Source organism: Herbaspirillum sp. BH-1 (assembly GCF_002870055.1).
Classification (GTDB): Bacteria; Pseudomonadota; Gammaproteobacteria; order Burkholderiales; family Burkholderiaceae_D; genus Herbaspirillum; species Herbaspirillum frisingense.
In genome coordinates this window covers 59,299-72,709 of sequence record NZ_PKOI01000005.1, presented here as the reverse complement: position 1 = coordinate 72,709, position 13,411 = coordinate 59,299, and the positions used below count along the sequence as shown (strand labels likewise).

The 13,411-nt window shown below is 63.3% G+C and carries 11 protein-coding genes; all 11 read left to right on the top strand.

Annotated elements, in window-relative coordinates; all coding sequences use genetic code 11:
• The first annotated feature begins 166 nt into the window (after positions 1 to 166).
• The 11 genes from HBH1_RS08655 to HBH1_RS25610 all read left to right on the top strand — a co-directional run bounded on the left by HBH1_RS08655 (position 167) and on the right by HBH1_RS25610 (position 13,300).
• Positions 167 to 2,134, top strand: coding sequence for an ATP-binding protein (locus tag HBH1_RS08655; RefSeq protein ID WP_233207567.1), 1,968 nt, complete (start codon positions 167 to 169; stop codon positions 2,132 to 2,134).
• Positions 2,135 to 2,368: 234 nt separating this feature from the next.
• On the top strand, positions 2,369 to 3,073 hold the full coding sequence (locus HBH1_RS08650) for a PulJ/GspJ family protein (RefSeq protein ID WP_102662404.1): 705 nt from the start codon (positions 2,369 to 2,371) through the stop codon (positions 3,071 to 3,073).
• 63 nt (positions 3,074 to 3,136) lie between these two features.
• A complete protein-coding gene (locus tag HBH1_RS08645; protein WP_102662403.1) occupies positions 3,137 to 3,775 on the top strand; it encodes a type II secretion system protein in 639 nt (212 codons plus the stop codon).
• Positions 3,772 to 4,497 carry a type II secretion system protein gene (locus tag HBH1_RS08640; protein WP_199181551.1) on the top strand — a complete coding sequence of 242 codons (726 nt, stop codon included), beginning with the start codon at positions 3,772 to 3,774 and terminating at the stop codon, positions 4,495 to 4,497. Before HBH1_RS08645 ends, HBH1_RS08640 begins: the two co-directional genes overlap by 4 nt.
• A gap of 15 nt (positions 4,498 to 4,512) precedes the next feature.
• Positions 4,513 to 5,073: a toxin co-regulated pilus biosynthesis Q family protein gene (locus tag HBH1_RS08635; protein WP_102662402.1), complete on the top strand. Its 561-nt coding sequence runs from the start codon at positions 4,513 to 4,515 to the stop codon at positions 5,071 to 5,073.
• A 17-nt stretch (positions 5,074 to 5,090) separates the two neighbouring features.
• A complete protein-coding gene (locus HBH1_RS24875) occupies positions 5,091 to 6,812 on the top strand; it encodes a secretin N-terminal domain-containing protein (protein ID WP_146012833.1) in 1,722 nt (573 codons plus the stop codon).
• Positions 6,805 to 8,181 (top strand): type 4b pilus protein PilO2, encoded by a 1,377-nt coding sequence (gene pilO2 / locus HBH1_RS08615; RefSeq protein WP_102662399.1) that lies wholly within the window; start codon positions 6,805 to 6,807, stop codon positions 8,179 to 8,181. Before HBH1_RS24875 ends, pilO2 begins: the two co-directional genes overlap by 8 nt.
• Positions 8,159 to 8,878 carry a hypothetical protein gene (locus HBH1_RS08610; RefSeq protein WP_146012832.1) on the top strand — a complete coding sequence of 240 codons (720 nt, stop codon included), beginning with the start codon at positions 8,159 to 8,161 and terminating at the stop codon, positions 8,876 to 8,878. The genes pilO2 and HBH1_RS08610 overlap by 23 nt, the downstream gene beginning before the upstream one ends.
• Positions 8,879 to 8,904: 26 nt before the next feature.
• Entirely contained in the window at positions 8,905 to 10,641 is a 1,737-nt protein-coding gene (locus tag HBH1_RS08605) for a GspE/PulE family protein (protein ID WP_158243284.1), read from the top strand.
• On the top strand, positions 10,638 to 11,726 hold the full coding sequence (locus HBH1_RS08600; RefSeq protein WP_102662396.1) for a type II secretion system F family protein: 1,089 nt from the start codon (positions 10,638 to 10,640) through the stop codon (positions 11,724 to 11,726). Before HBH1_RS08605 ends, HBH1_RS08600 begins: the two co-directional genes overlap by 4 nt.
• A gap of 125 nt (positions 11,727 to 11,851) precedes the next feature.
• On the top strand, positions 11,852 to 13,300 hold the full coding sequence (locus tag HBH1_RS25610; RefSeq protein WP_304441877.1) for a calcium-binding protein: 1,449 nt from the start codon (positions 11,852 to 11,854) through the stop codon (positions 13,298 to 13,300).
• Positions 13,301 to 13,411 lie beyond the last annotated feature (111 nt).

Here is a 13,411-nt window from a genome sequence, read left to right as displayed (position 1 = left end):
AGATTTCCTTTGATCGACGCAAAGCCAATACCGGCGCGGCTTCGCGGCGCCCATTCCGGTCAGGAAATGTCAGCCGGCGTGTAGTTTTACTAGCTAAAGTACAGCCGTCAAATCAATGGATCGGAGCGCTGCGACGATGAAGTATCGCTTGCAGTCACCCTCATTTATGAACACCACTGCCGCCACCAGCCCGCATACGACATCGACCGGAATCATCCCGCGTGTGCCCACTGCCGCCATGTCTGAAACCAAGACGATCGTGACACTGCTCAGTGCAAACGGTGGAAACGGTGCATCGGCTGGCGATGTGGCCTCCAAGGATGCGCAGTCGTTTTTCAGTCGGGAAGAGAGCCTCGGCTGGGTCGAATCGCAGGAAGGCCCGTTGGTCAAGGCAGGCTCCTCCTACGAGAGACTGCGCGACGCCGGCATCGTACCCGGCCAGTTCCTCGCCGTCGCCGCCCCTGACTGGAGCCACAACGGCCAACGGGAATTCATCCTGGTCCGCTTCCTGCAGGTGACAGCCCGACGCGACGGCTACAGCACCAGTTGCGAACTGCATTGCCGGGTCATGGGCAGCTGTCGCATCGACCCGGTCAACGGACAACTGAGCTACTTTGCCGGCCTGCCTGGCTACAGTGGACTGATGCTCTCCCCCACCTGCGGCTGCCACGTGCTGCCCGAGCCCATCCTGCGCGCCCTGCTGGCGCTCTCCGGCGAAGCCGGTGAAGCCTTCGAACTGGGCCACGTGCGCTGGGGCGAACATATCGGCCAGCATGCCTACACGGTGCCGGTGGCCATGAGCGTCAATGAAGTGGTGGGCAAGCGCACCGCCATGTTCGGCAAGACCCGGCTGGGCAAATCCAACGTCGTCAAGCTGCTCATGCAGGGCGTGCTCAATGCCACCGGCGAGAGTGGTCACGTCGGCCAGCTGGTGTTCGACGTCAACGGCGAATACGCCAACGACAATCCGCAGGACGGCAATTTTTCCATCGCCTCGGCCTACCCCGAGCGCGTCCAGGTGTACTACCTCTCGACCCAGCCCCGGGGCGACGGCGAATTCCTGCGCTACAACTTCTATGACATCCCGGACCGCGCCCTGGCGATCTTTTCCGAACTGCTCACGCCTTCGGTGCTGGAGATTCCCGAGGTACGCAACTTCCTGATGATCCGCTTTCCGGCCCTGTCAGTGCTGAAGAGCGGTCGCGCCGACGACAGTGCCGCCGCCTTCCGCAAGCTCTGTCTGTACTGGACGCTGCTGCACGAAGCCGGCTTCGAACCGGGCGAGGCCGTGTGCGCCGCCATCGCCGCCCGTGGGCTGGTCAACGTCGGTTTCACCCAGGGCTTGCGCATGGCCGCCTGGCAGGCGACCAGATCGAAGGTGCCGCCGCCGATACCCACCAGCTTCACCGAGATGACCGAAGAAATCCGCGTGCTCTCGGCCTTCGCGCTCAAGTACGAGAACGACCCCAACCTGCGCGTGGGCCGCACCGAACTGTTCGACGAAGAAGACCGCGTGATCCAGGAACTGCTCTGCCAGACCAATGGCGTGGGCCCCTATTTCCTGCGCGAGTGCCTGCAGTTCCACTCCGCCAACGCCAGCGATTTTCTGCATGACAGCCTGCGCGCCCTCGATACCGGCAAGACCGTCATCATCGATCTGGGTGCGGCCAATGAACGCATCGTGCGCTACTTCTCGCGCATCATCTCCACGGCCGTGTTCCAGCAGCAGGAACGCAAATTCATCACCAACACCCTGGCCGGGCGCTTCGTGCAGATCTACTTCGAAGAAGCGCACATGATCTTCCCCGTCGAGGCGGCCGGCAAGAACACAACCGACATCTACGCCCGCTTTGCCAAGGAAGGCGCCAAGTTCGGCATCGGCATCGTCTATTCGACCCAGTCGCCGACCTCGGTCAGCTATTCCCTGCTGACGCAGACCGAAAACTTCTTCATCGGTCATCTCTCCAGCGACATCGATGTCGATGCCCTGGCCTCGGTGCAAAGCCTGTTTGGCGCCGTCAAGGACGACATCCTGCAATTCCGCCTGCCCGGCTACATGCGGGTACTGAGCTATTCGCGCCGCTTCGTCCTGCCGATCCAGGCCAAGCGTTTCGATCCACGAGAAAGGAGATAGCCCCGTGATGAAGTAAATCGCCAAACCAAGGACAAGCACCACGACGACGTGACAGCAAGCAAGGCGCATGCGCGCAAGACTGCCCCGACACCCTGGTTGCCTGCCAGGGCGTGGCATGAAGAACGGGACAACCCCAGTCCCGGCGCGGTGTTCTTTGCCAAGAATCCATCCACTCATCGGTTAGGCCTGCCCCCTCTTTCAGTCGGCGCTAACCCTATTTCAAGGAATATAGACATGCTTTACTCCCCTCACCCGGTGCGCAAGGCGCGCACCCTGCCGCATGCGCAACGCGGCTTTACCATCGTCGAACTGTCGGTCGCCGTGGCCATTGCCGGCGTGCTGCTGGTCTCGGCGATTGCACTGGTGCAGGTGGTGCTGCGACAAACGCGTACCAATGACCTGGTGAGCAGTATCCCGCGCACGATGACGCAGATTGACAAGATGTACGCCCGGGTGGCCGAATTCACCGGCCTGAACACCCAGGTCGCCATTGGCGTAGGCGCTTTCGACGGTGCTTTCGACATTACTGGCCCGGCCAACGCCAGGGTGGCGACCCATCGATTTGGCTATCAGACCCTGGCGCGATCGACAAACGCTTTTCGCCCCGGAGCGGGGAATGGCGGCACAGCTTATTCCGTGATGTATAGCGGCATTCCGCGGGCCGCATGCGCTGATGTCGTGAGCTCTGCTGCCACCTCCGGCGTCCTTGGCCTGATCGTCGCACCAGAAGGCGTTGTCGGCACACCGGCATTTACAGAAGCCAATGCCGCAGCGCTCACCATGCCCATGTTCGACGGAACTGGCACTGCTCCGCCAGCAGGTGTCATGGTGAAAGGTACTGACAATAACAGCCGCCTGGATGTGGCTGCAATGTCCGCCGGGACTGCATGTGGCACCAATAACGACACCGTGACCATCGCCATGGTCAACTGGAAGTAAGCCGCATCTGGCGTCGATCTTTCCCGGCAGCGATGACCTGCCGGGAAAGATCGGAGTTCCCCCATGAAAAACCATCAATCCGGCTACACGCTGGTCGAACTCTCCGTGGTCATGGCCCTGGCCGGCCTGATCGTCGTGGGCAGTCTCGTGGGTGCCACCACGCTGCTCCATCAACAAACAGTCAACGGACTCGCGGCGCAGAATGCCGATGCCATCAAGCGCGTCAACGAGGCCTATGCCCAGTTGCCCAGCTATGCCGGCCTGTCCTTGCGACAGGCGGTGTCCTTCGGCGCGTTCAGCCAGTTCGTCATCACCCAGCGCGCCACCGACAACGTGACCGTGGCCCATCCATTGCGCGGCGCCGTCGGCGTGGCACCGGTCAATGGCGCGGCCCAGGCCTGGGGCTTGTATCTCAATGCCATCCCGGCGGACCTGTGCGCCGAACTGTTGTTGCAGTCGGCGCCGGTTGCGGATGCGCTCGTGGTCTATCCCGGCGGGATGGGCAACCCCAATGACTGGACCAGGAGTCTGCTCATCAATGCGAACGTACCGGCGATCACCATCGGCGCAGGTTTTGGCGCCGCCGCCCCGCGCATCGTCAAGAACATGACCGAGGACCTGACTCCTGTCGCGCTGTCCGCTGCATGCCAGAGCGCTGGCGACACCCTCGGCGTGCTGCTACTGAAATCGAAACTAAGATGAATCGCTTACCCCTATTGCGGCCGCCCTGCGCCGCGCACGTCCACGGCGCACCCGGTCACGCGCGCATGCAACACCTGCGCCAATGTGGTTTCACCCTGGTGGAGTTATCCGTCTCGATGTCCATCGCCGCCATCCTGGCGGTGGCCTCGCTGGTGGTGCTGCGCCAGCAACTGGATCAGGCGCAGGTGGCTTCGTCCTCCTATTTTCTGGAGCAGACGGTGGTGGCGTTGCAGAATTTCTTTTCCAACGACAACGGCGCCGCACCGATCAACAACAGCGCGCTGGCCAGCGGCGCCGCCGTGGCCCGGCAATACGTAGGGGGCGGTGCCGGCGCCAGTACCCAGATCAACAATCCCTGGGGCGGGCAGATGTTCGTGGGCCCGTTGATCGCCGGCAGCAACACCAACTGGGTCTTGCAGGTATCGGGACTGCCCATGCGGCTGTGTCCGGACATCGTGCAGAGCGTGGAATCCACCTTGAACACTGCCGGCCTGCGACATGCCCTGGCCGGCTCACCCACTACCGGCGCGGCAGTCACCACCTCTGCGCTGGGCGCAGTCGCGCTGGACGCCAACCGCGTGCTGACCACCGCCCTGGCCGACGTGTATCTGATCAAGACCGACCCCTATGCCCCGCTCAATCCGGCCGCCATGAGCCTCCTGTGCGAAACCGATCGACCTTACTTCAACCTCTTCCTCACGGGTAACAACCATGCTCTCTAGGCATGACATCACCATATGAAAAAAGTCACGGCTTACCTTACTGATCCCACCCGCCTCACCCGCCTGGGGCGTCAATGGCTACCCCCGCTTGTGCTGATGGCGGCCAGCCTTCCCGTCCATGCCGAGCAGGCGACGGAGCCGGCTTCCGACAGCGCGCAAGTGCAGGCAGAAGCACCAGCAGAAGCTCCCTCACCAGCAGCACCAGCCAATGCGCGTGCCTCCGCCTGGCTGCCCAAGGGCGACACGATTGCGCCCGAGCTATCCGACGGCATCGCCATGTCCGCATTGGGCCAACAGCCCGATCCGGGCGTACAGCAATGGCAGGTGCGCCGTACCGACGTCTCGGTGCGGCGCATGTTGCAACGCTGGGGCAGCGACGCCGGCTGGCAGCTGGTGTGGGATGCCCCCCGCGATTTCCCCATCGAGACCGAGCTGCAATTGTCGGGCCGTATCGAGCAGGTCGTCAGCGCCGTCATCGAGTCGCTGGCCACCACCGACTATCCGGTGCAGGCGCGCATCAACAGCGAGCTTCGCATCATCCGCATCGGCCGCTATCTGGAAGGCAAGGCCCGCTAGGTCCATCACGCACAATCATGAAAATCGAACACATCATCGCCCCCGGGCAAGCTCTTACCCGCTCCCCCGCGCCGCGCGCCCGTCGCCCCGGCCGCGCCCTTCCGCTGGTGGTCGCCACCAGCATGCTATGCAGCGCATGCAGCACCTGGCGCCAGGCCGACCAGACCCTGGACCAGGTCGTCAGCCGCACCGACAGCTCACGCGCCGAACTGATGACGGCCCAGCCGCGCCCGGCCTATGCGGTCAAGGACACGCGCCTGACAATTGCCACGCGCTCCATGCCGCTGTCCCGCGAGGCGGCCTTGCCGGATGCAATGCGTCAGGTCGCCTTCCGCTTCCCGGGACGTTATTCGGTGGCCACCATCGTCGAGCGTATCGCCAGCGAGACCGGCGTGCCCATGCTGCTCACGCCCGACGCCCTGCTGCCGGCCTCGCGCTTCACCGTCGGCAGCACAGCCGGTGCAGCAGGTGCGGCACTGGCCGCGGTGGCCCAGCCGCTTCCAGGCGCGGGGCCGCAGGGTGCGGCCAGCGAGAAAAGCGCCTTCGGTGAAAAAGGCTTGAGCGACCTCAGCTTCAGCAACCAGGCCTATGGCAACACCTACGAACTCAATTACGCCGGCTCCTTTGCGGGCCTGCTGGATTACGTGGCCGTGCGCGCGGGTTTGCAATGGAAATACGAGGACGACCGCATCCTCTTCTATCGCGTCAGCACCCGCACCTTCTTCGTCAAGACGCTGAGCTCCTCCTTCAAGTACACGGCGTCGCTGTCGGCCTCGACTGGCGGCGATGGTGGAGGCAGTGGAGGCAACGGCGGGGGCGGAGGTGGTGGTGGCGGCGGTGGCGGCAGTTCGGCCAGCATGGAGTTCGAATCCGACTTCTGGGGCGGCATCGAAAAGACCTTGGGCTCCCTGGTCTCCGGTGGTGGCAAATTCTCGGTCGACGCCAAATCCGGGGTCATCACGGTGACCGACGCCATCGAGCCGATGAAGGCCGTGGAAAGCTACGTCGAACTGGTCAACAAATCGCTGATGCGCCAGGTCAGCCTGGAAATCCAGGTCCTGTCGGTGCAGCTGAACGACGAATTCTCGGCCGGCATCGACTGGAACGTGGTCCGCAACAATTTCACTTCCTCGGCGCCCGCAGCGTTACTGCCCAGCCAGTCCGGCAGCCCCTTCACCATCGGCTACCAGAACGGCAATGGCAATACCGCGCTGATCAAGCTGCTCAAGACCTTCGGCCGGGTCTCGACCACCTATTCCGGGGTGGCCGTGACCTCCAACCGGGTCTCGGTACCCCTGATGGTGGTCAACCAGCAGGCCTACCTGAAGCAGACCCAGGCGGCGGTGGTCGCCGGCGGACAGGTGGGCAGCGTCTCCACCACCGGCCCCAGCCTGACCCCGGGCCAGATCAGCACCGGCATGTCGCTGGCCTTCCTGCCGGTGGTGCTGGACTCCAACCAGGTGCTGTTGCAGACCTACGTCAACATCTCCAGCCTGAAGGGCTTGCCCTCGTTCAGTTCGGCCGGGCAGACCATCCAGCTGCCCAACGTGAACGCCTTCACCGTCGGCCAGCGCATGGTGGTGCCCTCGGGGGAAACGCTGGTCATGCTCGGGTATGACCAGGCCCAGGCCAATTCCAGCAACGCCGGCAGCGTCGATGGCCTGGCTGCCAGCAAGACCGCTTCCAATGTCCGGCAATCCTTCGTGATCCTGATCACCCCGCGGCTGACCGATGTTTAAGACTCTACTCAACCAGAAAACGGCCCACCGAGCCAGGCCGGAGGTGGACCACAGCCGCATCTTCCAGAAGAACAAGGTGGCGCTGGTGGCCGGCCTGCGCTGGGTGCCACTGAACAAGGGCGAGCGTAGCAAGCTCTTCACCGCCGCCCGTAGCGAGGGCGAGCACAGCTATTGCCTCACGCCCGATGGCACGCAGATCGGGTTCTTCTCTTCCAACCCGGGTGGTCATGGCAAGGGGCGTGGCGCACTGGTTTCGCTGGCGCTGCTGCTGGGCGAGAACTATTCGCACGGCGGCGAGGAAGTCTTCGCCTTCCACGTCGACGCCAGGCGGTGCTGCGTGATCGTACTGCGCGACGGACAGCCGGTGCCGGGATTTGATGTCATCGGCAGCGCCGAGGTGGTCAGCGAACGCATCAACACCTTCCTGCAACTGACTGATGTGGGCTCGGTACGACGCGTGGGCGCGGTCGATCTGCTGGGCAATGTGGAAGAGATCGACTGGGACCTGGTGCTGGATGAAGTCACGGCCAAGGTACGCCTGAAGAAGATTCCCGACATCCGGCAGATCCTCGCCTTGGTGGCGGTGTCGGCCGTGGTGTTCGTGGCCGGCTTCAGCGGGGTCAGCTACAAGCTGGCCCGTGACAAGCGCATCGCCGACGAGCAGGCCCGCCTGGCCAGCGATCCCAATATCGTCTACGAGACCAAGATCGAGAGCGATCTGGCTGCCATCACCGGCACCGGCCAGACCAGCCTGCGCCGCATGGTCGGTGGGCTCAAGCAGATCCCGCTGCAGATCAATGGCTGGCGGCTGAGCAAGGTGGAATGCACTCCCGCCCTGTGCAACGCCTCATGGAACCGCAGCTACGGCAACTTTGCCGAGTTCGGACATGCGCTGCCACCCTCGGCGATGGGCCGGCCGCAATACGACGTCTTCAAGCCCGACGACCTGACCAGCGCCCGGCTGGTGACGCAGCACCGGCTGGAGGAAAGCAGCGCCGACGGCATCGTTGCGGCTGCCTCGGCGCCACTACCGAAACTCATGCGCGCGGCGCTGCCGCTGCGTAGTGCCGTGTCCTCGAAGTTCTTCAGCACGCTGCAGGACCTGTCCATGGTGGACATCAAGGTCAAGGTGGAGCCCGCAACACTGTTCGCCGGACAAGGCGATGTCAACCAGCTGGTACGCCCGGTGGTCAACGCCGCCTGGAGCATCGAGGGGCCGCTGTGGACGCTGGAAAACATCGTGCTGGAAGACTACGTCGCCCTGGACACCTTCACCGTCGAACTCGACACGGACAAGGCAGCCCCGTCCATGGAAAAGACCCATTTCAAGCTCTCTGGAAAATATTATGCAAAAGGTAAAGACTTCTAATTTGCCGCTGGTGGTTGCGCTGACGGCCCTGCTGCTGGGTACGGCGCAGGTCTCCCGCGCCCAGGGGACCGCGACGCCGGCAACAGTGGCAGCGGCAACGGCACCAGCCGCACCAGCAGCAGCCGATCCGGCCCCCGCTCACCTGGACCAGGGTGCCACCCTGGGCGACATGATCAAGCTGGCCAAGCAGGCCGGCGAGCGGGAGTTCGCCGCCCGCCTCAGACCGGCCGGCAAGAACGCCGGCAAGGAGCCTGCCGAACCCGTGGTCGAAAAGAATCCGGTACTGCTGGCCCTGTACGGGATCGACCGCAACTACAAGGCCGAACTCGACATCAACGGCCAATCCCGTGTGGTCCCCGTGCCCGGGCCGGTAAGCAAGATGGGACCGTGGAAATACATCGCGCTCATGGAAGAAGGCGTGCTCCTGACCAAGAACCCGCAGGACAGCAGCAAGGCAGGTAGCGCCAAACGCGGCGCCGCGGTGCAGGCCTGCCAGCAACAGGAGACTTGCCTGTTCCTGTCAGTGCCCAAGGGTAGCGACGATTCGCGCTCGCTGATCACGCCGGACGCCCAGGCACGTCATCTGGCCAGCCAGTTGCCGGTCGGTACTCGCACGACGGCGCTCGAATTCGGCGGCAAGCCGCAGAGCCCGGACGAGCGCATCAACATGGTCAACACGAAGCCGGCCTCGCGCTGATGGCCAGTGTCACGGACATGAGCAGCATGGCCAAGATAGGCAACGCGGGCAGCACGGGTAGCGCGGGCAGCACCAGCGCGCTCCCCGAACGCACCCCATCCACGGGCCTGGAGATGGCCCATCTCCGGCGCGCCGAGGAACTGCCGCAGTTCCGTAGCGTGATGGAGATGTGGCCGGCCGAGAAATACCGTGCCTTCAACCAGGAGCGCATCGCCGTGCTCAACATGGAAGCGGGCCTGATTGCAGTGGTCTCCACCCGCGGCGTGAACCTGTCCTCGGAGTGGTTCCACATCCTTGACCGCCTCAAGCGCGACGGCAAGACGCCGCGCATGTTCTTCACGGCCGAACCTATCGTCTTCGAGATCCTTGACTATCAGGTCGCCGCGACTCATGAGGAAGCGGCGACCAGGGCGGTATCGGGGATTGACCTGATCATCGCCGAATCCAAGCCCTTGAACTACTTCGCCGACATGGTCGGGCGCGCCATCGAGATCGGCGCCAGCGATGCCCATCTCGAGGTGCGCGGCGACCATGCCACGCTTAACGCCCGCGTGGATGGCGTGATACGCCGCATCGGCAGCTATCCGGCACAGATCGTCATCGATGCCGTCAGCGCTGCCTTTACCGTACAGGCCGAGGAATTGTCGCGTTCGGATGCCGCCTTCAATGCCCGTCTGCCGCAGCAGGCCATGATCCCGATCCGCAACAAGGAGCGGGATTTCACGCTGCGCTACCAGAGCCACCCCTCGGTGGGCGGTTTCGATGTGGTGCTGCGGATCCTGCATTCCAGCGCCAGTTCCTCCAGCAAGGTCAAGACCCTGCCGGAACTGGGCTACCTGCCCAGCCAGGTGGAGCAGCTGGACCTGGCCATGCAATCGGCCTGGGGCGGCGTGTTCGTGGCTGGCGTGACCGGGTCGGGCAAGACCACCACGCTCAATTCCATGCTGTCGATGCTGGCGGCCGGTGGCGAACGCAAGATCATTTCCATCGAAGACCCGGTCGAGTACATCGTGCCGGGCGTGACCCATCTCTCGGTGCAGCGGACCAATGCCATCGGCGCGGAAAACCCTTTCCTCAACGCCATGCGGGCCTTTCTGCGGCTGGACCCCGATATCGGCATGTTCGGCGAGGTGCGCGATCCGCTCTCCGGTGAAATCGCCCAGGCCGCCATCGAGACCGGCCACAAGATCTTCACCACCGTGCATGCCACCTCAGCACTGGGCATCGTCTCGCGCCTGACCTCCAAGATGGTGGGACTGGACCGGCATGCCGTCTGCAATCCCGAATTCCTGTCCATCCTGGTCTATCAGGCGCTGCTGCCCAGGAACTGCCCGCATTGCAAGCAGCCCGCCAGGGAACGCCTGCCGGCCGAGGAGTTGAACGCCTACGAAACCGTCTTCGGTCTCGACATCGACCAGATGATGTGCGCCAGCGACAGCGGCTGCGCCCATTGCCGCATCCCCGGCGTGGATTACAGCCAGCTGTCGCACGCCGGTACCCGCGGCGTATGCGTGGCGGCCGAGGTGATCACGCCCGACAACGACCTGCTGCGGCTCTTGCTGGCCGGGCGCGACCTGGATGCGCGTGACCACTACCACGCCACCCGTGCAGGCCCCTTCGATGCCCCGGACATGCGCGGCAAGGCCGCCTGGGGCCATGCCCTCTACAGCCTGGCCCAGGGGCAGATCGATCCCTATTACTTCAAGACTACCTTTGGTCATCCCAAAGGATTCCGCCAGATCGTGCAAAAGGGAAGCTCATGAATCTATTTGAACGCCTGCAACTGAGCATGGCCAAGCGCCAGCTGCGCGCACGCCGGGCCGAGTTCTATTTCGACCTGGCCATGTCGCTGGAAGACCGGGTGCCGCTGTTTTCCACCTTCAAGAAGTACGAGAAGCGCGCCCGCAAACGCGACCGGGGCATGGCCCTGCTGTACCGCCACATCCTCAGGAACGCCATCAACGGTTCGCTGGCCACGGCGCTGGAGGGCGTCGCGCCCACCTCGGAACTGATGATGCTCGATGCCGCCCAGACCGCTGGCGACGCCAGCGTGGCCGAGGGTCTGCGCTTCCTGTCCGGCACGGTGGAAAAGACCGAGCGCATGACCGCTGCCATCAAGGGCGCGGTGATGTATCCACTGTTCCTGATCGCGCTGTTCTACGCCATTCTGCTGGGCTTTTCGTTCTACGCCATTCCGGTGCTGGAATCGATCATGCCCGTCACCGAATGGCCGGCCTCCGGCAAGGCCCTGGCCGCCGTTGCCAACGGCGTGCGGCATTACGGGTTGCTGATGATCGGGCTCAACGTGGTCCTGTTCATCGCCTTCATGTATTCACTGGCCCACTGGGCCGGGAGAAGTCGGCGACCGTTCGACAAGCGCCTGCCCTACAGCGTCTACCGTGACTATTCGGGTGCCATGTTGATCGTCTCGCTGGCCTCGCTGATGCGTTCGGGTATTTCTCTGCGTTCGTCGCTGGAGCAGGCGGTGCGCTACTCGACCCCGTGGATGCGCTGGCATGTGCGCAGCATCCTGCGCGGTATCAGCTCGGCCAACGCCGAAAACTTCGGCGCGGCCTTCGGCACCGGCGTGCTCAACCAGGATCTGGAAGACCGCATCATGGATGCCTCCGAACGCCGCGATCCGGTGGAAGCCTTCGTCAAGATCGGCACCGGCTCCATCGACCGCATCGCCACCTCCATCGAAAAATCGTCTGCCCGTCTCAACAGCGTGATGCTCCTGCTCTGCGGTGTCGCGCTGGCCTCCATGCTGCTGGGCTTCATGGCGACCACGCAACAACTGCAGAGTGCCGTGCAAAAGAAAACGCAACAAACTTCCCAGAGGAACTGATGACTACCCTACTTCGTCGCATCTCGCAGCAGTTGCTGTGCCTGCCCCGGCGCAGCACTCCCCTTGATCCACTGCAGCGCCCCACGCGGCGCCGGCACCGTGGCTTCGCACTCGGCCAGGCGCTGGTGACCACCGCCATGCTGGGCGCGGTCGGCGCCGTCGGCACCGACTGGGCCTCGCAGCAGCGCCAGGCCGCCTTGCTGGAGGCACAGAACGCGGTCTATGCCCGCATCAACAATGGCGTAGGCACCTACATGACGCTGTACTATCCGCGCATCATCGATCGCAGCACCTACCCCGACAGCTGCGCCAAGGTGAACCACCCCGCCTCGGCCAGCCCTGACAAGGCTTGCCAGTTCGCGGCCAGCTATACCGATGCCGCCGGCGCGAGCAAGACCCATCAGGTCGCCAACATCCTGCAGCCGACGCTGGCCGACCTGCAGACCCTCGGCCTGGTGGACCGGCAGATTCCTGCCGCGCCCTTGTTGCCGGTGCGTGCCACGGTGGCCACGGTGGCCACGGGCGGCGCCACCGGCAGCGCGGCCGCCACTATCGACGGGGGCGACGGCAATGACGGCCTTTCAGGCGATGCTGGCAACGACACCCTCATCGGCGGGAACGGTGATGACAACCTCTATGGCGGTGATGGCGACGATACGCTTTCTGGCGGCAAGGGAAATGATTATCTGAATGGCGGCCTCGGCAACGACATCTATATCTTCAACAAGGGCGATGGCGTCGATACCATCAGCGACTATGACTACAATGCCGGCAATATTGACACCCTGCGACTCGGCAAAGGTATCAATGCGCCAGACACCGTCGTCGCCCGATCCGGCAATCATCTGATCCTAACTTGGGATACTGACACCATCACTATCGAAAATTTCTTCTTGAGCGGCTATTACCACATCGAGAAGATCGCCTTCGACGATGGCACGACCTGGACCTATTCCGACCTGGCCTCAAGGCTGACCCAAACGGGGACATCCGAAAATGAATACTGGATCGGTCTCAGTGACGCGAGTAATCGCATGGCTGGCATGGCGGGGGATGATTCGCTCATCGGCCGCCAACTTGCAGACACTATCGACGGGGGCGATGGCAATGACGGCCTTTCAGGCGATGCTGGCAACGACACCCTCATCGGCGGCAATGGTGATGACAACCTCTATGGCGGTGATGGCGACGATACGCTTTCTGGCGGCAAGGGAAATGATTATCTGAATGGCGGCCTCGGCAACGACATCTATGCCTTCAACAAGGGCGATGGCGTCGATACCATCAGCGACTATGACTACAACGGCGCCAACATCGACTCGCTCAAGTTCGGCGCCGGCATTACCAGTAAGCGCTTGAGCTTCAGTCATGTCGGCAATAATCTGGAGATTTCGGTGAGCGGCACTGGAGGCAAGACGATCATCGAAAACTGGTATCTCGGCAGCGCCTACCAGGTCGAACGAATCAGTACTGCCGACAATGTCACCATCCTCAATACTGATCTGGAACGACTGATTCAGCCGGTGAGCAGTGTGAGCACCCTGTCATTCAGCACGGCGGTACTAGCGGCTTAAGAAGCGCCGGCAGCAAAAAACTGGTAGCAAGATCAGTCGCTGCCCGACATGGCGCTCAGCGTGGCAGCAGCCCCGGGCAACATCGACCCGGGCCTGCTTCGAGGGGAGGCG